Genomic DNA, 19,521 nt, shown 5'->3' on the forward strand with positions numbered 1-19,521 from the left:
ATCTCGCCGCCGATGCGGTGGGGAGTGCACGCCCCCGGCGCTCGCGTGTCGCCGAGCAGGCGGCTTCACGAAACTTTACATGGGCGCAATGGCAGCGATGCGCCAGGGATCGATTATCGGGCGCGCTCCGGACGAGGCGACGCTATTGTGCTGTCCGCGGGGCACTGTCAGATATCTCGAGATGAACCGGGTTCGCCTGCTCGCCACCTGCATGTTGATCCTGGCGCTGGTTGCGACCGCGCTCTTCGGGTACCGCACCTATCGTTCGTTCCAGTTGCTACGTTCAGCGTATGATGTCGGCGCTCCGAGGACCAGTGGCATTCGTGGCTGGATGACGCTCAAATACGTCTCCACGGCCTACCGCGTTTCGGAAGCGTCCCTGGGCAAAGGGCTCCAGCTCCCGCCCGACGTCGACACCGGCAGGAGCCTGAAGTCCCTTGCCGAGGAAGCGCGCATCTCACCGCCGCAGTATGTCCAGCGGGTCCAGCGGGTCATCGCCGAGCACATGCCTGTCGGCGAGGCCGACCACGAGACCGGCTCGTCGACCTGGTTCGGCGCGATTTCCGAAGGGATCCTCACCTGGCTGCTGATCTCCGGATACGCCGCGCTCGGCTTCACCATTCTGCTCGGCGCGGTCGGCGTGCCCTTGCCGACCGGGATCGCCATGGCGCTCGCCGGGTCGCTGGCTGCGCAAGGCCGCATGGACTTGATGTGGGCCGGTGCGATCGCCGTGGTCGCATCGGTGGCAGGCGATGTCGTCGGCTACGGACTCGGCCGCATGCTGAGCCTCGAGTTCCTGGAAAGGCGCGGCCGCTGGATCGGATATACGCCCGGGCGTCACGCCCATGTCCACGAGCTGTTCGACCGCTGGGGCCTCGTCACCGTCTTCATCACGCGGACCTTCGTGTCGTATCTCAGCTCGATTGCCAATCTTTTTGCGGGCGTGATCCGCTTTCGTCTTGTCGCGTTCCTGATGGTCGCGGTGCTCGGACGCGTCGCCTGGGCGGCCGCCTATATGGGGCTCGGCTGGCTCGTCGGCAGCGATCTCGACGCGGCAGCCGGCTTCCTCACCAATCTCAGCCTCTTGTTCCTGGCCCTCGTGGTCGTCGCCGGGTCGGCCGTGCTCGCGTTCCGACGAACGACCGTTGCGGCCGGATAGCCCTGCGCGAAACAATAGCGCCGCGGCGGATGATCGCCTGGCCGCGATCGCATGCCGGTCGCTGTCGCATTGACTCGCCGGCACCCGGGGCGGTGTACTGCGAAACAGCGCGGCGTGCTCGGCATCGCGCGACCATACGGCGTCGTCGGGAGGGGGGTTTGCGCGGGTGGATGGCCGTCGTCCTGGTCCTCACCGGCCTTGCGGCCGCGGCGCCGGCCGTCGCCGACACCCGCGTCGCTCTGGTGGTCGGCAACGGCGCCTATCGGTCCATCTCGCCGCTCGACAATCCGGTCAACGACGCCCGCCTGATGGCGCAGACGCTGCGCTCGCTCGGCTTCACGCTGGTCGGCGGGGCGGCGCAGCTCGATCTCGACAAGAGCGCGCTCGATGCCGCCGTGCAGGCCTTCGGGACTGCCCTGCAGGGCGCCGATGTCGGCCTGTTCTATTATGCGGGGCACGGCGTGCAGGTGCGCGGCGCCAACTATCTGGTGCCGGTCGGGGCGAACCCGGTGCGCGAGGCCGACATCGACTTCCAGATGCTCGACACCGCCCTGGTGCTGCGCCAGATGGAGGCGGCCGGCACGCGGCTCAATCTCGTCATCCTCGACGCCTGCCGCAACAACCCGTTCGGCGGCCGCGGCCTGCGTGCGACCGCCGGCGGCCTCGCCCAGATGCAGGCGCCGGAAGGCACCCTGATCTCGTTCGCCACCCAGCCCGGCAATGTCGCGCTCGACGGGCAGAGCGGCAACAGCCCCTACACGGCGGCGCTCGCCCAGACGATCCGCCGCGCCGGCCTCGACATCTTCCAGACCTTCAACGAGGTCGGACTGGCGGTGAAACGCTCGACCGCCGGCGCCCAGCAGCCCTGGGTGTCGTCCTCGCCGATCGCCGGCACGTTCTACTTTTCCGGAACGCAGGCGGAGCCGCTTCCCTCGGCGCCGCAGGCGCCGCCCGTCGGGGCGGCCGGCAGCGACGCCGAGCGCGCCTGGGCCGTCACCAAGGACACCACCAGCATCGCCGTGCTGGAGGACTTCGTCCGTCAGTTCGGCCCGACGCCCTACGGCAGCATGGCGCGGGCCCGCCTGGAGGAGCTGCGGCGAGAACGCCCGCCGGTCGCGCCCGAGCCGCGGCAGCCGCAACCCCCGCCGCCGCCGGTCGTCGCCACGCTGCCACCGGTGCCGCCGAGCTTCGACTGCGCCACCGATCGTGGCATCGTCGAGCAGGCGATCTGCCGCAGCGATCGCCTCTCCCGGCTCGATCGTAATCTCGATGCACTCTACACGGTGGTGCGCGGCCGGCTGCGTCCCGACCAGCAGATCGTCCTGCGCGACGAGCAGCGCGCCTGGCTGAAGCAGCGCGCCGCCTGTGGCGACGGCGAGCCCTGCCTGATCGCCGTCTACGAGTCGCGCATCGCGCAGCTCCAGGCCTGGCGGTGACGGGGTGACGAAATTTCTTCGGGACTGGCGCTACCCCTTTGTCGCTGCCGTGCTGGCGGTGGCGTTCGGCGGGGCGTCGTTTGCGGCCGACGATCCTGTGCCGAACGCTCCGGCCCCCGCCTGCAAGCCCGAAAGCTTCCGCGTGATGCTCGATGTCGGCCACACGGTCGACCAGCCGGGCGCCACCAGCGCGCGCGGCGTCGCCGAGCACGTCTTCAATCTGCGGTTGGCGAAGCGCATCGAGCGGGCGCTGCGCGACGGCGGATTTGTCCGCACCAGGCTTTTGGTCGTGCGGGGCAGCGGTCGCAAGCAGCTCCTCGCCCGGGCCAAGGCGGCGAACGCCGAAAAACCCGATCTGCTGCTGTCGATCCATCACGACGACGTGCAGTCGCGCTACCACGCGCAGTGGCGGTTCGAGGGCCGGGAGCGGATCTACAGCGACCGCTTCGCCGGCTGGTCGCTGTTCGTGTCGCAACAGAACCGGCAGTTTGACGCGAGCTTGGCGTTCGCCAAGACGCTGGGTGCAGCGCTGCGCGCGAAGAATCTGCCCTTCACCATGCACCACGCCGAGGCGATCCCGGGCGAAGGACGCGAGGTGCTCGACCGCGACGCCGGCGTGTTCCGCTACGACGCCCTGATCGTGCTGAAGGACAGTGACGTGCCGGCCGTGCTCCTGGAAGCCGGCGTCATCGTCAACCGCGCCGAGGAGATTTTGCTGGCGACGCCCGCGCGGCAGGACGTCGTCGCGGCCGCGGTCTTGTCCGCCGTGCAGGGCTTTTGCGCGGAGCGGAAGTGACGTAGGGCGCAATGAGCGGAGCGAATTGCGCCGGCTTTCTACGAGACGGTTTTTCGGCGCAATTCGCTCCGCTCATTGCGCCCTACGGGCCGGCGCCGCATCGAACCTCAATGATAGCTCTCGTCCTCGCGGACTTTTCCGCGAAAGAGCCAGTACACATAGGCGACGTAGGCGAGGATGATGGGCAGCAGCACGACGGTGCCGGCCAGCATGAAGATCTGGCTGGAGCGCGCCGCCGCCGTGTCCCAGATGGTCAGCACGGGCGGCACCACATACGGATAGGTCGAGATCGCCAGCCCGAGATAGCCGAGCAGGAAAAGCCCGACCGTGCCGACGAACGGCACCCAGTCGCGCCGCTCGGTCGCCCGCCACACCGTGACCGCCACGGCCGCCGTGACGACCGGCACGATCCACAGCACATAGATGTTGGGGGCCGAGAACCAGCGCGCCTCGATGCGCGCGAAGGCGAGCGGCGTCCACACCGAGACGGCCACCATGAAGCCCATCACGACGACGAGGAGGACGCGGGCCTGCCGGCGGGCGAGGTCGGCGACCGCGCCCTCGGTCTTCATGATCAGCCAGGTGGCGCCGAGCAGCGCATAGCCGGCCATCACGCCGAGCCCGCACAGCGCCGCGAACGGCGTCGCCCAGTCGAACGGACCGCCGGCGAAGGCGCCGTTCTCCACATGGATGCCCTGGATGTAACCGCCCAGGATCACGCCCTGGCAGAACGCGGCGAGCGCCGAGCCGGCGAAGAAGGCGATGCTCCAGGCCGCCGTGGTGTCGGCCTGCGGGGCGCGGAACTCGAAGGCGACGCCGCGCAGCACCAGCGCCAGCAGCATGGCGATGACGGGCAGATAGAGGGCCGGCATGATCACGGCATAGGCGCGCGGGAAGGCGACCAGCAGGCCGCCGCCGCCGAGCACCAGCCAGGTCTCGTTGCCGTCCCAGTAGGGCGCGACCGACGCCATCATCTGGTCGCGCTGGCGCTCGTTGGCGGCGAACGGGAACAGCAGGCCGATGCCGAGATCGAAGCCGTCCATCACCACATAGAGGGCGACCGCGGTGCCGAGCAAGGCGGCCCAGATCGTCGGAAGATCGAGTACCATGGGCATTGCTCCGCTCAGCCTTGACCGAGGACGCCGCGGCCCGCCTCGCGCGCCGCGGATTGCGGCCGCAGCGGCGTGCCGGTCCCGGGCGGCTGACTGGCGCCGCCGACGAGGCCGCGGGCGAGCAGCCGGTTGATGAAATAGATGCCCATCGAGAAGACGCCGCCATAGACCAGGATGAACAGCGCCAGCGTCGCCGCGATGCTGCCGCCCGGCACCGGTGAGGTGGCGTCGGTCGTGCGGAGGATTCCACTCACGATCCAGGGCTGGCGTCCGCTCTCGGTGACGGTCCAGCCGGCCACGATGGCGACGAAGCCGAGCCACCAGCCGTGCGAGGCGACCTTCAGGAACCAGCCCGTGGTGAACAGCGCGCCACGCCACCACAAGACCGCGCCCGTCATGGCGACCAGCACCATGGCGCCGCCGACCGCCAGCATGATGCGGAAGGCGAAGAAGACGTTCTTGACCGGCGGGCGATCCTGCGGCGGCACGCTGGTGAGGCCCGGGAAGAGCCCGTCCGGATCATGGGTGAGGATCAGCGAGGAGCCGCGCGGGATCGAGATCGCGAACCGGTTGGTCTCGGCCTTCTCGTCCGGCCAGGCGAAGACGTGGAAGTCGCCCGGCTTGCTGCCGTCCCAATGCGCCTCCATGGCGGCGACCTTGACGGGCTGGTACTTCAGCGTGTTGAGCCCGTGCTGGTCGCCGATGATCACCTGCAGGGGCGCCAGCACGGCGATCATGCCGACCGCCATGCGCACCATGATGCGCGCCTCGTCGTAATGCCGCTCGGCCAGCACCCAGCGGGCCCCGACGGCCAGCACCACGAAGGCCGTGGTGAGATAGGCCGCCGTCATCATGTGGGCGAAGCGGTACGGAAAGCTCGGGTTGAGGATGATGGCGAGCCAGTCCTGCGGATGGGCGACGCCGTCGATCATCGCGTGCCCGGCCGGCGTCTGCATCCAACTGTTGGCGGAGAGGATCCAGAATCCCGAGATGGCCGTGCCGGTCGCCACGATCACGGCGGAGGCCGCGTGCACGGCGGGCGACACCCGTTCGCCGCCGAACAGCAGAATGCCGAGGAACGACGCCTCGAGGAAGAAGGCGGTCAACACCTCGTAGCCGATCAGCGGGCCGATGACGTTGCCGACGACGACCGAGAAGCGGCTCCAATTGGTGCCGAACTGATAGGACAGCACCAGCCCCGACACCACGCCGAGCGCGAACGAGACGGCGAAGATCCGGGTCCAGAACCGGGCGAGCCGCGCATAGCGCGCGTCGCCGGTCCGCAGCCGCAGGATCAGGAGCGTCGCGATATAGGCCGACAGGCCGATCGTGAAGCTCGGGAAGATGATGTGGAACGTGATCGTGAAGGCGAATTGCAGGCGGGCGAGCAGCAGGGGGTCGAAGTCCATCGGGTCTTTCCCGGAGTTCCGGATCGGGGGCGGGCGCGGCCGAGAGGAGGCCACGCGGAGGGCCGCCGAGCGGCCGGAGCGACGCGAGCACGACCGAGACCGGGCTAGGCCGCCGCGTGGCACGAACGCAGGATGGTACTCCCCGGTTCGCGGCGCGTCACCTGCGCGGGATGGGCGCCCGTCCGCCGGCCGACGGGAACCAGGCGTCGCCCCGCCGTCTGGGCGTTCTGCGCGCCGGCGGCGGCGATCGGAGCCGGACCTGCGCGATCACCTCGCCCGCTCGGGAATGCCGCTCGGACAACATGATTTGACTTGTGCTTCCATTGCTTGACACCCGTGCGTCCTCTGGCAAATGAAGGCCGACGACAAAAACACCACGGGCCGACGTTCTCGGCCCGCACCTCGAGCGGAGTGACAATCTCATGACCACCAGGCGCGAGTTCGTGCAGGCTCTTCCGTCGGCAGGCGCGGCCTTCGCGGTCGCCGGCAGTGTCGTGCTGGACGAGAGCCCGGCCCGCGCGCAGACCGCGGCCCCCCTGAAGGGCCACTTCCATCCGCAGGGGAAGGCTCCCTCCAAATACACGATCGAGATCCTGCGCAAGGCCAAGGCGACCCTGCCGTTCGGCGACACGCGCGATCTGGACGAGAACCGCCGTGGACTGATCGCCAGGATGCCGGACATGAAGATCATGGCCGATGCGGGCCATGTCGCCTGGGACATGGAGAGCTTCCAGTTCCTCGACCAGCAGGACGAGTTCGACAGCATCCACCCGTCGCTGCATCGGATCTCCCGGCTCAACAACAATTACGGGCTCTACGAGGTCATCCCGGGCATCTATCAGATCCGCGGGTTCGACCTGGCCCAGATCACCTTCGTGCGGGGCCGGACGGGGTGGATCGTCTTCGACGTCGCGGTTTCCGGCGAGATCACCCGCGCCGCGTGGAAGCTGTTCCAGCAGCATCGGGGCGAAGGTCTGCCGATCACCGCCGTGGTCTACTCGCACAACCACGGCGACCACTGGGGCGGGATCCGCGGCATCGTCGACGAGGCCGACGTGCGCGCCGGGAAGGTGCCGATTCTGGCGCCGCGCGACTTCATGCGCCACACCGTCGAGGAGAACGTCTACGCCGGCAACGTGATGAACCGGCGGCTGTTCTACCAATACGGCCTGCTGCTTCCGACCGCGCCGCACGGCTATGTCGGGCAGGGCCTGGGTCAGCGCGTCTCCGCCGGCGCCTCGGGCCTCATCCCGCCCACCCGGATCGTCGAGAGGGACATCGAGGACATCGAGGTCGACGGCGTGCCGATGGTGTTCCAAAACACGCCGAACACCGAGGCCCCGTCGGAGATGAACACCTGGATCCCCGGGATGAAGGCGCTGTGGATGGCGGAGAACGTCAACGCGACGCTGCACAACATCTACACGCTGCGTGGCGCGCCGGTGCGCGACCCGCTGCGCTGGTCGAAATACATCGCCGAGGCGCTGTATCGCTTCGGCGTGCAGGCCGACGTGATGTTCGCGTCGCACCACTGGCCGCGCTGGGGCAACGACCGCATCCAGGAGGTGCTGCGCGGCCAGCGCGACCTCTACGCCAACATGAACAACCAGGTGCTGCATCTCGCCAACCAGGGCGTCACCATCAACCAGATCCACAACGTCTATACCGTGCCGAAGGGGCTGCAGGACAAGTGGTACTGTCGCGGCTATCACGGCTCGCCCGAGCACAACAGCCGCGGCGTGGTGCAGCGCTTCCTCGGCTTCTGGGACTGCAATCCGACCAGCCTGATCCCGCTCTCGCCCTCGGAGTCGGCGCCGCTCTATGTGGAGATGATGGGCGGTGCGGCGCCGATCATGGCGCGCGGCCGGCAGTTGCACGACGAGGGGCAGTACAAGCTCGCCTCGGAGATCGTCGACAAGCTGGTGCAGGCCGAGCCGCAGAATCAGCCGGCCAAGGAGCTGCTGGCGGACATCTTCGAGCAGCTCGGCTACCAGCAGGAGAACCCCGGGCTGCGCAACAGCTTCCTGGCGGCGGCCTACGAGTTGCGCTCCGGCATTCCGCAAGGCGAGGCCCCCAGCTCGAGCGGCCCCGACGTGATCCGGGCGATGACGACCGAGCTGTTCCTGAACTTCCTCGGCATCCGCATGGATGCCCGGAAGGCCGAGGGCCTGCGCTTCACCATGAATCTGGTCACGCCGGACAACGGCGAGAGGTTCATCGTCGAGCTCGACAACGCGACGCTGACCAACATCCAGGGCTATCAGGCCGAGAAGGCGGACCTCACGCTGACCATCAACCGCTCCGATCTCGAGCGAGTGATGGCCGGCGCCAAGACGCTCGAAGCGCAGATCGCCGACGGGACCGCGAAGGTGCAGGGCGACATCGGCGTGCTGCAGAGGCTCGCCGCCACCATGGTCGTCTTCGATCCCCGTTTCGAGATCATGCCGGGGACGAAACGGCCGGCCGCGGCGGTCGCCCAGGCAGACGCGTACCAGGCGATCCTGCGGCAGACGATCTCGGAGTGATCCCAGTCGTCGTTGTTCGCGGCCTTCATCGTCATTGCCGGGCTCGACCCGGCAATCCATCGAGCTTCGAAAGAAGCTCTTCGCTTTAGGCGATGGATGCGCGGGTCGAGTCCGCGCATGACGAGCAGGAACTTGCGAAGACTGGCATGCTCGACAGCGCGCCGGCGGCGACCCGCACGGCCTGCGGCCCGATACGGGGGTGGATGCCGAGGTGAAGCCGCCGTGCCGTTCGAACCGCGCTTGCTCGGCGCCGACGGCCTGCTAAATATCGATCGCCGCTGGAGAAGGAAGGGCCTTCGGCCCCGACCGATCTGCGACACCGGCCGCCGGATACGGCCCTCGTCGCGGACCATGCGATGCGGTGCTTGACGGACGGCGTTCATGTCTGCACGCCCCGGCAATGCGGGATGGGGCAGGGCCACGCCGGTCGCCGCGCCGGCCCAGCAGGGGGGATCGTCATGACCGACGCCGCCGCACCGGACAAGTCCGCGCCGCAGGGCGCCTCGTTCCTCGACCGATATTTCGGCCTCACGGCGAGCGGCACCACGGTGCGCACCGAGGCGATCGCCGCGGTCACGACCTTCCTGACCATGGTCTACATCGTCTTCGTCAACCCGACGATCCTGGCCAATGCCGGCATGGACAGGGGCGCCGTGTTCGTCGCCACCTGCCTGGCCGCCGCGGTGAGCACCATGGTGATGGCGCTCTACGCCAACTATCCGGTGGCGCTCGCCCCCGGCATGGGGCTCAACGCCTTCTTCGCCTTCACGGTGGTCCTCACCTACAAGTATTCGTGGCAGCAGGCGCTCGCCGCCGTGTTCTGCTCGGGCGTGCTGTTCTTCCTCTTGTCGATCTTCCGGCTGCGCGAATACGTGATCAACGCGATTCCGCGCAATCTCAAGCTCGCCATCTCGGCCGGCGTCGGGCTGTTTCTCGGCATCATCGCGCTGGAGCAGTCGAAGATCGTCGTCGCCCATCCGGTGACCCTGGTGACGCTCGGGGATCTGCGCGTGCCCGCCGCGATCCTCTGCCTCACCGGCTTCGTGCTGATCGCCGCGCTCAACTCGCGCAAGGTCCTCGGCGGTACGCTGATCGGCATCCTGGCCGTCACCCTGGTCGGGCTGCCGCTCGGGCTCACCAGCTTCTCCGGCGTGGTCTCGATGCCGCCGTCGCTGGCCCCGACCTTCCTGCAGCTCGACTTCTCGGCCATCCACGAGCAGACCTTCCTGATCGTGGTGTTCAGCTTCCTGTTCATCGACGTGTTCGACAATGCCGGCACGCTGATCGGCGTCACCCACCGGGCCGGGCTCTTGGACGAGAACGGCCAGCTCCCGCGCATGAAGCAGGCCCTGATCGCCGACAGCTTCGCCGCCATGTTCGGCGCCTTGATCGGCACCTCGACGACGACGAGCTACATCGAGAGCGCGGCCGGCGTCTCGGCCGGCGGCCGCACCGGCCTCACCGCGGCCTTCGTCTCGGTGCTGTTCCTGCTGGCGCTGTTCTTCGCGCCGCTCGCCGGCATGATCCCGGCCTATGCGTCGGCGGCGGCCCTCCTCTATGTCGCCTGCCTGATGACGCGCGGCCTCGCCGAGCTCGAATGGGACGACGTCACCGAGTACGCGCCCGCCGTGGTGGCGGCCGTCACCATGCCGCTGACCTATTCGATCGCCACCGGCATCGGCCTCGGCTTCATCACCTATGCGGCGGCCAAGATCGTATCGGGCCGCTTCCGCCAGGCGACCCCGGCCGTGGTGGTGCTGGCGCTGCTGTTCGCGCTGAAATTCGCGATGCAGTAGGGCGCAGCAGTAGGATGCGGTGAGCGATGCGAACTGCGCCGAAAAAAAAACCGGGTGTCGGCGGTGCAATTCGCTCCGCTCATTGCACCCTACGGCAGCTCGCCACGAAAGCAGCGTCATGAGGCTCCGGAGCGTATTGTTGTTCTTGAATTGTTCCTCTTGGCCGTGTACGATTGATCCATTCACATCAGGGATTGTCCTGTTCCGGGGGCGTCACATGAGCATGCGTTTTCTCCGGGCGGCGCTCGTCGCCCTCACGGGGCTCGTCGTCTGCGCGAGCGTCTCGGCGGTCGATCCCGCGGCGGCGCAGGACCGGCGGCAGAACGAGCCGGGTCAGTTCGATTTCTTCGTCCTGTCGCTGTCGTGGTCGCCGTCCTATTGCGAGGGCGCGGCCGAGCGGCGCAACGGGGATGGCAACCGCGGCGGCCGGCCGGATCCGCAATGCGGTCCGCGACCCTTCTCGTTCGTGGTGCACGGCCTGTGGCCGCAATACGACCGCGGCTTCCCGGAGTTTTGCCAGGTGCCGGCGCCGCGGCTCAACCGCGACATCGTCTCCTCGATGCTCGACCTGATGCCGAGCCCGCGGCTCGTGTTCCACGAATGGGACCGCCACGGCGTCTGCTCGGGACTGCCGCCCCGCGTCTTTTTCGAGACGGTCCGCAAGGCGCGCGCCGTGATCAAAATCCCCGAAGCCTATCTCGAGCCGACCACGGCCCTGACCGTGACGCCCGACGAGGTCGAGGAGGCGTTCGTCAAGGCCAATCCCGGACTCGACCGGGCCGGCATCGCGGTCGGCTGCAGCCGCAACCGGCTGAGCGAGGTGCGCATCTGCCTCACCCGCGAGCTCGGTTTTCGCGATTGCCCGGAGGTCGACCGCCGCGCCTGCCGGCGCGACCACCTGTCGATGCCGCCGGTGCGCGGCGGCTAGCGCGGCGTCGACCGAAACGGCGGTCGGCGAGGGCTGCCGCGGCGGGCGCGCCGCGGCGAGCTCCGCGCCGTCGATGGGCTCGTGCGGCTCACTGCGGCACGGCGCGGCTCTGCCAGCCCGTATCCCCGCATGGTTTCCGCCGCGTTGACGCGGCCTGCGCAAAGCACGCGACTTATCCGCTCGACTTGGCGATGCGGGCAAAACCGCCGGGTCAGGCGGGCTGGGCCATGATGCACCCGACAAGAGCGGAGCATCATGAAGCAGGTCATCTCGCAGCACGGGGCGATCCGTCGGCGTTTCGAGGACGATGCGCGGCTGGCGATCCGTCAGGTCGGGCTCGCCTATGTGGTCCTGTGGGGCGTCACCTGGTGGACGCTCGACCACGCTCCGACGCTGCTCGGGTCGGGTGCCGGTTGCCGGCTGGAATCGCTGTCCGACCTGGTCGTTTGGAGCTGCACGTCCGGCGCCAGGCTCGAGGTCGTCGCCGATCTCGTCAACGGCGTCCTCGCCAGCACCGTGTGGGCGCCGGCCGTCGTCCTCTCGGCGGCGGCCCAGCCGGAGGTGCGACTGCTCGCCTTCGCGGTCGTCGGCCTGCATCTCGTCGGCCTGCCCGCCGCGCTGCTGGTGGCGATCCGCTTCGGCGTGTCCGTGTGCGACCGCATCGCCCGCCGGCCACCCGCCGGGTCGACGCCCCCGGCGCTGGATGCGCCGACGGGCGATGCGATGTCGCCGGCGTCCGGTGCCGCGGCGAATGCCGCGGCCGTGCCGGCCGGGGTCGTGCGGTTGCCGCCGGCGCGTCCGGCCCGTCCGCCCGTCACGCCGCGCAACACCTTCGGTCTGCGCCAGGCAGTCCCGCGCTGACGCTATTCCGCGCTGACGCTATTCCGCGCTGACGCCATTCCGCGCCGACGCTGTTTCCCGTCGACACCAGCTCGCGAAGCGATCCGGCGCAGCGCCGTCTCGCGCCGCGCGAGCCCGGCGCATGCGCGAGTGCCGGGTGGGCAGACGCGCCGCGCCATGCGAAGAGGAGCGCGGAGCGCCGCCGGCCCGCCTGGCGCTCCCGTGTGGGTCGCGGGTCGATGCTCCGGCGCCGTCGTCCATGAATTACCGTCACGCCTTTCACGCCGGCAACTTCGCCGATGTTCTCAAGCACGTCGTGCTGGCCCGCGTCCTCGCTCACCTGTGCGACAAGCCGACGCCCTTTCGGGTGATCGACACCCATGCGGGCGCCGCGCTCTACGATCTCGCCGGACCGGAGGCGAGCCGCACCGGCGAATGGCGCGACGGCATCGGCCGGCTGCTCGGCGCGACGATCCCGCCCGACATCGCCGCGCTGCTCGCGCCGTATCTCGACGTCGTCGCGCCACTCTGCTCGGGCGGTGCGCCGCGCTATCCGGGCTCGCCGCTGCTCGCGCTGCGGCTGATGCGGCCGCAGGATCGGCTCACCGCCTGCGAGCTGGTGCCCGCCGCCGCTGCCGCGCTGGCGCACGTGCTCGGTCGCGATGCGCGCGCCAAGGCCGTCGCCATCGACGGCTGGCTAGCACTCAAGGCCTATGTTCCGCCGAAGGAGCGGCGCGGTCTGGTGCTGGTCGATCCGCCGTTCGAGCGGTCCGACGAGTTCTCTCATCTCGCACACGGTATCGTGAACGCCGTCCGCAAGTGGCCGACGGGCGTCTACGTGATCTGGTATCCGGTCAAGGAGCGCCGCGGGCCAGACGCCTTCGTCGACGCGCTCGCCGCGGCCGGCATCGCCAAGCTGCTGCGCGTCGAGATCGATGTCGGCGGCGACGACGAGGTGCTGCGCGCCTGCGGCCTCGTGCTGATCAATCCGCCCTGGCGGGTCGCCGACGAGTTCGCCGTTCTGCTCGATTGGCTGGTGCCGGTGCTGGCGCGCGGGGGCGGTGCAAAATCACGTCTCGATCAGATCGCTGTCAGATGACGCAGTTGTCGCAATGCAGACGCGCTTCCTCTTTTTGGCTCGCAACCTCTATGTTAGTGTTTGATGGGGCTCTGACGTTCCGTCTCCTGCGGGGGACCACGAGCGACCGAGGCGAAAGGACGGTGACGTCCTGATGCCGACGTCCTCCGGAATCGAATGTCCGGCCACGGCGTCGTGCCGTGAGGGCCGACGTCCGAACAGCATGGGGATAGGAGTGTCCCGATGGCAATGGCGGGTACGGTCAAGTTCTTCAATGGCGAGCGCGGCTATGGCTTCATCAAGCCGGACGACGGCGGTCGCGACGTGTTCGTGCACATCACCGCCGTCGAGCGGGCGGGCTTGAAGTCGCTCAACGAAGGTCAGCGGATCAGCTTCGACGTCGAGCCCGACAAGAAGGGGAAGGGGCCCAAGGCCGTCAATCTCGTCATCTCCTGACCACCAAGGCGGCCCGGACGGGTCGCCAGCCGTGGTGCAGGGACGGGGCGCGCAGGGACGGGACACGATCGGCGCCTGACGGACATCTCAGACCGCAGCCGGGTTGCGACGTGATCAGACCTTGATCTGATCAAGTTCCGGGCGCTCAGATCAGGATATAGAGGGTTGTCGATGTGTCCGGAACCGGTTTTCCGGTCTGCACGGTGACGCCCCTTGTCCTTGTCCTGTATTCCGGTCTCGCGGGTCTTGATCTCGCGTCTCTTTCGGAGGCGCAGTCGGTCGGCGGACTTGGTCGGCGGACTTGGTCGGTGGGCGTGAATAGGCCATCACGGCTCGGCGACGACGGCTGCCTCGGTGTTTGAGAGCGCAATTACCACAAAGCGATGAATCTGATCACGTTGCTGCGCCGGCAGGCGCCGGCGTTCGCGGTTCCGCGGCTTTACACGTCGATGGCGGACCTCGCATCTGTTTCGGCAGGTGAACCGAGGCAGCGCGACGACCCCGTCTGCCGGGACGCGAGCGATCGTGCGGCTCGCCGCCGCGACGCCAGCCGCAGAGAGATCGGGCGACGTCACCGTGGGCCATAAGAAAACGCTCCGGCGCAGGAGCGCCGGAGCGTGATCGTCGGTCGAGAAGGACGCCGAGGGGCCGCGCGTCAGAACCGATAGTTCAGCCCGAACCGGACGATGCTGGATTCGATGCCGGCGCTGAGGCCGGTCATCGTGTAGGTCTCGTTGCCGAGGTCGACATAGAGATATTCGGCGCGGGCGCTCCAATTGGGCGTGAACGCCACCTCGATGCCGGCGCCGGCCGTCCAACCCGTGAGAGTTTTGTTCTCGGTCCAGCCGAGCCACTGGACCTCGCCGCGGCCATAAGCGAAGCCGGCGGTCCCATAGAACAGAATGTTGTTCATGGCGAAGCCGGCGCGGGCCCGCAGGGTTCCGAACCACGGGTTGGAGAACTTGTAGGCTGCGAACGTGTCCTCGGCGCCCGAGAACTGGAAGTCGGTCTCGGCGCCGATCACGAACTGGCCGATCTGGTAGTTGTAGCCGCCCTGCAGGCCGCCGACGAAGCCACTGGGGTTCGTGCTCAGGGCCGACGAGCCGAACTGGTAGCCGAGATTGACGCCCACATAGGGGCCCGTCCAGGTCGGGACGGCGGCATAGGGGGGCGGCTGCTGATAGGGGGCGCCATAGCGAAGGTCGGCCGCGCCGGTCGGGGTCGCCAGCAGGGTCGCGGCGATCAGTCCGGCCGTCATCGTGGTCTTCTTCATTCTTGCCTCCACGCCGTCCGCCTCCGGCTCGAGCCTTGTGGTCGGGACGACCCCCGCATCGGGCAGGTTTGTCGCCCGCCATCGTGGATCCCGAAGGACCGGCCGAAGGCGAAAAATGGATAATTTCGTGTTTCAAGTTATCGCGGCGTTTGAGTAAAGCTTTCCTTACCTGGGCCGGGCTCGGGCTGGGGCACCGCCCGTTAAGCTTAAGCTCTCGTTTACCGGTGCTAGCCGATCGTTAACGGCGGGAGCGCGCGTCGGCCGTATCTCCGCGGCGGATCCCTCGGCGGTGCGATGTGTCGCCCGGTTGCCAAGTCCGGATCGACCCACCACAGTGCCGGCACCGCCGCACCGTGCGAGCGGCTCGCCGAGCCATGATCGTCCGACCGTGATCGCCCAACCGTGATTGCTTCCATGCCTGCCGCAGCGTCCGCGCCGATCCGTGCCGCCCTGGTGACGGGCGGGGCGCAGCGCATCGGCCGGGAGATCGTTCGTGCGCTCGCCAGATCCGGCTATGCGGTCGCCGTGCATGCGCGCGCCTCGGCCGGCGAGGCGGAGGCGCTGTGCGCCGAGATCGTCGCCGCCGGCGGCCGGGCCCGCACCGTCACGGCCGACCTCGCCGACCACGCCGCCGTGCTCGGCCTCGTGGGGGCGGCGGCCGACGCGGTCGGCCCCCTCACGCTCTTGGTCAACAACGCGTCCGAGTTTCAGAACGACGCCATCGGCGGCCTCGACCGCGCCGTGTTCGACCGCCACATGGCCGTCAATCTGCGGGCGCCGATCTTTCTCGCCGACGCCTTCGCGGCGCAGGCGCCGTCCGGGGCCGACGCGTCGATCGTCAACCTGATCGACCAGCGGGTCTACAAGCCGACCCCGCGCTTCCTCTCCTATGGGCTGAGCAAGAGCGCGCTCCACACGGCGACGACGACGCTCGCCCAGGCGCTGGCGCCGCGCGTACGCGTCAACGCGGTGGCGCCGGGCCCGACCCTGCCGAGCCCGCGCCAGGACGCCGCTGCCTTCGCCCGCCAAGCCCGGGCGGTGCCGCTCGGGCGGGGGCCGAGCCCGGAGGAGATTGCCGACGCGGTGCTCTATCTGGCCGGGGCGCGCAGCGTCACGGGCGAGACCATCGCGGTCGACGGCGGCCAGCGGCTCGCCTGGCAGACCCTGGACGCGATCGGCGTGGAGGAGTAGCGGGGGCGGCTCACGTCCTCTCCGTCGTCGTCGCCCGCGCCGGCGGGCGACCCAGTATCCACCGGCCGCTTTTGTCTTTTCCGAGCCGCTGCGGCGTACTGGGTGCTCCGCCTCCGCGGAGCACGACGGCGGAACCGCCTCGTCGTCCCGGGTGAGAGGTCGAGAGCCACAGACGCCCTCTTTTCGACACGCCCCACCGCGAAGAGGGGCTCACCCACCCATATGAGCCCCATGCCGAAGTCCAACCAGACCATCGACCCAGAGCTGGAGCCGGCCGACGACGAGGATGCGGGCCTGCCGGACCTGCCGGAGGCCGACGCCGAGACGGACCTGTCGGCTGCCGAGGGAGGCACGCTCGCCTCCGGCCGCGCCGTGATCGCCCACCACGCCAAGCTCGCGCCGGCGGCACCCGGCGTCTACCGGATGATCGGGGCCGGCGGCGAGGTCCTGTATGTCGGCAAAGCAAAAGACATCCGCCGCCGCGTCACCTCCTATGCGCGGCCGACCGGCCACGTCACCCGCATCGCCCGGATGATCGCCGCGACGGTGGCGCTGGAGTTCGTCTCGACCGCCACCGAGACCGAGGCGCTGCTGCTCGAGGCCAACCTGATCAAGCGGCTGCGGCCGCGCTTCAACGTCCTGCTGCGCGACGACAAGTCGTTCCCCTACATCCTGATCACGGCCGACGGCCTGCCGGCCCAGATCGCCAAGCACCGCGGCGCCCGCAACAAGGCCGGCGACTACTTTGGGCCGTTCGCCGCCGTCAACGCCGTCAATCGCACCATCACGGCGCTGCAGCGCGCCTTCCTGCTGCGCTCCTGCGCCGACGCCGTCTACGAGAGCCGCACCCGGCCCTGCCTCTTGCACCAGATCAAGCGCTGCGCGGCCCCCTGCACGGGCGAGATCTCGCATGGCGATTACGCCGTGCTGGTCGGCGAGGCGAAGGCGTTCCTGTCCGGCAAGAGCCGCGCCGTGAAGGAGGATCTGGCGCACGAGATGGATGCGGCGGCGGCCGAGCTCGACTTCGAGCGCGCGGCGGTGCTGCGCGACCGCCTCGCCGCGCTCGCCGCCATCCAGTCGCACCAGGGCATCAATCCGCGCGGCGTCGAGGAGGCCGACGTCTTCGCCATCCACCAGGAGGGCGGCTACTCCTGCGTCGAGGTGTTCTTCTTCCGGGCCGGGCAGAACTGGGGCAACCGCGCCTATTTCCCCAAGGCCGACCGGACGCTGTCGCCCGAGGTCGTGCTCGCCGCGTTCCTGGCCCAGTTCTACGACGACAAGCCGGTGCCGCGGCTGCTGCTGCTGTCGCACGACATCGAGGAGGGCCGGCTGCTGGCCGACGCGCTCTCACTCAAGGCGGAGCGCCGCATCGAGGTCGCCGTGCCACGCCGCGGCGAGAAGAAGGAGCTGGTCGATCATGCGGCGGCCAATGCCCGCGAGGCGCTCGGCCGCAAGCTCGCCGACACGGCCTCGCAGCAGCGGCTCCTGGAGGCGCTCGCCGCCACCTTCGGGCTGCCCCGGCCGCCCCGGCGGGTCGAGATCTACGACAACAGCCACATCCAGGGCTCGAACCCGGTCGGCGTCATGGTGGTGGCCGGCCCCGAGGGTTTCCGCAAGAGCCAGTACCGCAAGTTCAACATCCGTTCGGCCGACCTCCAGCCGGGCGACGACTACGGCATGATGCGCGAGGTCTTGGAGCGCCGCTTCAAGCGGCTGCTGGGGGAGGGGGTGGCGGTCGATGCCGCGGGCGACGTGCAAGTGGATGCGCCGAAGAGCCCCCCACCCCCGACCCCTCCCCGCCATTCGCTGGCGCGAACGGGGGGAGGGGAGCCGCAGCTCCTCGCTCCTTCGACCCCACCAGACACCAGGACCCCACCAGACACGAGCCCCTCGGGCTCCCCTCCCCCCGCGAGCGAAGCTCGTGGCGGGGAGGGGTCGGGGGTGGGGGGCAGCAGCGATTCGATTCCAGCCGAGACGCCTCCACTCTCGACCGCGGACCCCGCACCTGCACCCGATCCGGACACCGAGCCGGCCGAGTCGCCCTGGCCGGACCTGGTGCTGATCGACGGCGGGCCGGGTCAGCTCGCCGCCGCGACCGCGACCTTGGCGGCGCTCGGCATTACCGATGTGCCGCTGGTCGCCATCGCCAAGGGGCCGGACCGCGACGCCGGCCGCGAGCATTTCCATATGGCCGGGCGCGAGCCCTTCCGCCTGCCACCGCGCGACCCGGTGCTTTATTTCGTCGAGCGGTTGCGCGACGAGGCGCACCGATTCGCGATCGGATCGCACCGGGCGCGGCGCAAGCGCGACATCCGCGAGGCCGGCCTGCAGGAGATCCCGGGGGTCGGGCCGGCACGAAAACGGGCGCTGCTGCGCCATTTTGGCACCCTGAAGGCGATCGAGCGCGCCTCGCTGGCCGATCTCGCCCATGTTTCCGGGGTCAGCGACGAGACGGCGCGGCGGATTCACGACTTTTTCCACGATTCTTCCGGCCGTGGCTGATCTGCATCGTGCAGGCTGTTAGTGGACGGCGGCAGACGCTATCTTGTCGGCCATGGAGATCGCGACCTCGCGCCCCTTGCCGGCAAGGCCCTATTCGCTGCCCAATCTGCTCACCTATGGGCGGATCGTGGCCGTGCCCCTGGTGGTCGCCTGCATGTACGGGCAGATCATTCTCGAGGGCGGCGTCTGGCTGCGCTGGGTCGCCCTGATCCTGTTCGTCGCGGCTGCCGTGACGGACTTCCTGGACGGCTATCTGGCCCGCACCTGGGGCCAGCAGTCGAGCTTCGGCCGCATGCTCGACCCGATCGCCGACAAGCTCCTGGTGTCGGCCTGCCTGCTGATGCTGGCCGCCGACCACACCATCTACGGCTGGTCGCTGTGGGCCGCCATCATCATCCTGTGCCGCGAGATCCTGGTCTCCGGCCTGCGCGAGTACCTGGCCGAGCTGCGGGTCAGCGTGCCGGTGACGCGGCTCGCCAAATGGAAGACCTCGCTGCAGCTCGTCGCCATCGGCTTCCTGCTGGCGGGCGATGCCGGCGACGCGGTGGTGATGACCTCGGTCTATCTCGGCTTCCCGCTCGTGACCTTCACGGGGCTGACGCTCCTGTGGGTGTCGGCCCTGCTGACGCTCTACACCGGCTATGACTATTTTCGCGCCGGCATCCATCACCTGATCGACGAATAGCCATGAAGATTCTCTATTTCGCTTGGGTGCGGGAGCGCGTCGGCAAGGCCGAGGAGACGGTCGAGCCCCCCGCCGGCGTCGCCACGGTGGCCGACCTGATGGAGTGGCTGGCCGGCCGTGACGAGGCCTATGCGTACGCCTTCGAGAACCGTCGGGTGATCCGCGCCGCCCTCGACCAGACCCATGCCCGGCCCGAGGCGGCGATCGCCGGGGCGCGCGAGATCGCCTTCTTCCCGCCGATGACGGGCGGGTGAGGCCGGGCTGCCGACGGCGCCGTCATGGCACCATCCCCCCGAATCCACGGCCGTCATCGCCGGGCTCGACCCGGCGATCCA

Annotated in this window: 16 protein-coding genes; 13 read left to right on the forward strand and 3 right to left on the reverse strand. The window is 69.1% G+C overall.

Annotated elements, in window-relative coordinates; genetic code table 11:
- Window positions 1-88 precede the first annotated feature (88 nt).
- From HXX10_RS18040 to HXX10_RS18050, 3 genes are all read left to right on the forward strand, one after another.
- Window positions 89-1,159, forward strand: coding sequence for a DedA family protein (locus tag HXX10_RS18040; protein ID WP_296524184.1), 1,071 nt, complete (start codon window positions 89-91; stop codon window positions 1,157-1,159).
- A gap of 170 nt (window positions 1,160-1,329) precedes the next feature.
- Window positions 1,330-2,595, forward strand: a complete 1,266-nt coding sequence (locus HXX10_RS18045; RefSeq protein ID WP_296524185.1) for a caspase family protein — start codon at window positions 1,330-1,332, stop codon at window positions 2,593-2,595.
- A gap of 4 nt (window positions 2,596-2,599) precedes the next feature.
- Window positions 2,600-3,391, forward strand: a complete 792-nt coding sequence (locus HXX10_RS18050) for an N-acetylmuramoyl-L-alanine amidase (protein WP_296524186.1) — start codon at window positions 2,600-2,602, stop codon at window positions 3,389-3,391.
- Window positions 3,392-3,498: 107 nt separating this feature from the next.
- Here HXX10_RS18050 and cydB read toward each other — a convergent pair whose 3' ends face one another.
- On the reverse strand, window positions 3,499-4,500 hold the full coding sequence (gene cydB / locus HXX10_RS18055; RefSeq protein ID WP_296524187.1) for a cytochrome d ubiquinol oxidase subunit II: 1,002 nt from the start codon (window positions 4,498-4,500) through the stop codon (window positions 3,499-3,501).
- Window positions 4,501-4,514: 14 nt separating this feature from the next.
- The gene (locus HXX10_RS18060; RefSeq protein WP_296524188.1) at window positions 4,515-5,912 is read right to left on the reverse strand and encodes a cytochrome ubiquinol oxidase subunit I; all 1,398 of its coding nucleotides are present in this window, start codon (window positions 5,910-5,912) and stop codon (window positions 4,515-4,517) included.
- A 422-nt stretch (window positions 5,913-6,334) separates the two neighbouring features.
- Here HXX10_RS18060 and HXX10_RS18065 point away from each other — a divergent pair, with 422 nt between their 5' ends.
- The 6 genes from HXX10_RS18065 to HXX10_RS18090 all read left to right on the forward strand — a co-directional run bounded on the left by HXX10_RS18065 (window position 6,335) and on the right by HXX10_RS18090 (window position 13,535).
- Window positions 6,335-8,437: an alkyl sulfatase dimerization domain-containing protein gene (locus tag HXX10_RS18065; protein WP_296524189.1), complete on the forward strand. Its 2,103-nt coding sequence runs from the start codon at window positions 6,335-6,337 to the stop codon at window positions 8,435-8,437.
- A 458-nt stretch (window positions 8,438-8,895) separates the two neighbouring features.
- Window positions 8,896-10,233 (forward strand): NCS2 family permease, encoded by a 1,338-nt coding sequence (locus HXX10_RS18070; protein WP_296524190.1) that lies wholly within the window; start codon window positions 8,896-8,898, stop codon window positions 10,231-10,233.
- A 217-nt stretch (window positions 10,234-10,450) separates the two neighbouring features.
- Complete coding sequence (locus HXX10_RS18075) at window positions 10,451-11,161, forward strand: ribonuclease T2 (protein WP_296524191.1); 711 nt, start codon at window positions 10,451-10,453, stop codon at window positions 11,159-11,161.
- A gap of 255 nt (window positions 11,162-11,416) precedes the next feature.
- Entirely contained in the window at window positions 11,417-12,022 is a 606-nt protein-coding gene (locus HXX10_RS18080) for a hypothetical protein (protein WP_296524192.1), read from the forward strand.
- A 238-nt stretch (window positions 12,023-12,260) separates the two neighbouring features.
- On the forward strand, window positions 12,261-13,100 hold the full coding sequence (locus tag HXX10_RS18085; protein WP_296524193.1) for a 23S rRNA (adenine(2030)-N(6))-methyltransferase RlmJ: 840 nt from the start codon (window positions 12,261-12,263) through the stop codon (window positions 13,098-13,100).
- 222 nt (window positions 13,101-13,322) lie between these two features.
- Window positions 13,323-13,535 carry a cold-shock protein gene (locus HXX10_RS18090; RefSeq protein WP_111421988.1) on the forward strand — a complete coding sequence of 71 codons (213 nt, stop codon included), beginning with the start codon at window positions 13,323-13,325 and terminating at the stop codon, window positions 13,533-13,535.
- A gap of 655 nt (window positions 13,536-14,190) precedes the next feature.
- Here the strand turns inward: HXX10_RS18090 and HXX10_RS18095 are convergent.
- Window positions 14,191-14,808 (reverse strand): outer membrane protein, encoded by a 618-nt coding sequence (locus tag HXX10_RS18095; protein WP_296524194.1) that lies wholly within the window; start codon window positions 14,806-14,808, stop codon window positions 14,191-14,193.
- Between the two features lie 414 nt (window positions 14,809-15,222).
- Here HXX10_RS18095 and HXX10_RS18100 point away from each other — a divergent pair, with 414 nt between their 5' ends.
- The 4 genes from HXX10_RS18100 to moaD all read left to right on the forward strand — a co-directional run bounded on the left by HXX10_RS18100 (window position 15,223) and on the right by moaD (window position 19,440).
- Window positions 15,223-15,999, forward strand: coding sequence for an SDR family oxidoreductase (locus HXX10_RS18100; protein ID WP_296524195.1), 777 nt, complete (start codon window positions 15,223-15,225; stop codon window positions 15,997-15,999).
- Window positions 16,000-16,230: 231 nt separating this feature from the next.
- Window positions 16,231-18,501 (forward strand): excinuclease ABC subunit UvrC, encoded by a 2,271-nt coding sequence (uvrC, locus tag HXX10_RS18105; RefSeq protein ID WP_296524196.1) that lies wholly within the window; start codon window positions 16,231-16,233, stop codon window positions 18,499-18,501.
- Between the two features lie 52 nt (window positions 18,502-18,553).
- Window positions 18,554-19,186, forward strand: a complete 633-nt coding sequence (gene pgsA, locus HXX10_RS18110) for a CDP-diacylglycerol--glycerol-3-phosphate 3-phosphatidyltransferase (protein ID WP_296524207.1) — start codon at window positions 18,554-18,556, stop codon at window positions 19,184-19,186.
- A gap of 2 nt (window positions 19,187-19,188) precedes the next feature.
- A complete protein-coding gene (moaD, locus tag HXX10_RS18115) occupies window positions 19,189-19,440 on the forward strand; it encodes a molybdopterin converting factor subunit 1 (RefSeq protein ID WP_296524197.1) in 252 nt (83 codons plus the stop codon).
- Window positions 19,441-19,521: the final 81 nt, after the last annotated feature.

The sequence above is a fragment of the Rhodoplanes sp. genome (assembly GCF_013377085.1).
Classification (GTDB): Bacteria; Pseudomonadota; Alphaproteobacteria; order Rhizobiales; family Xanthobacteraceae; genus Rhodoplanes.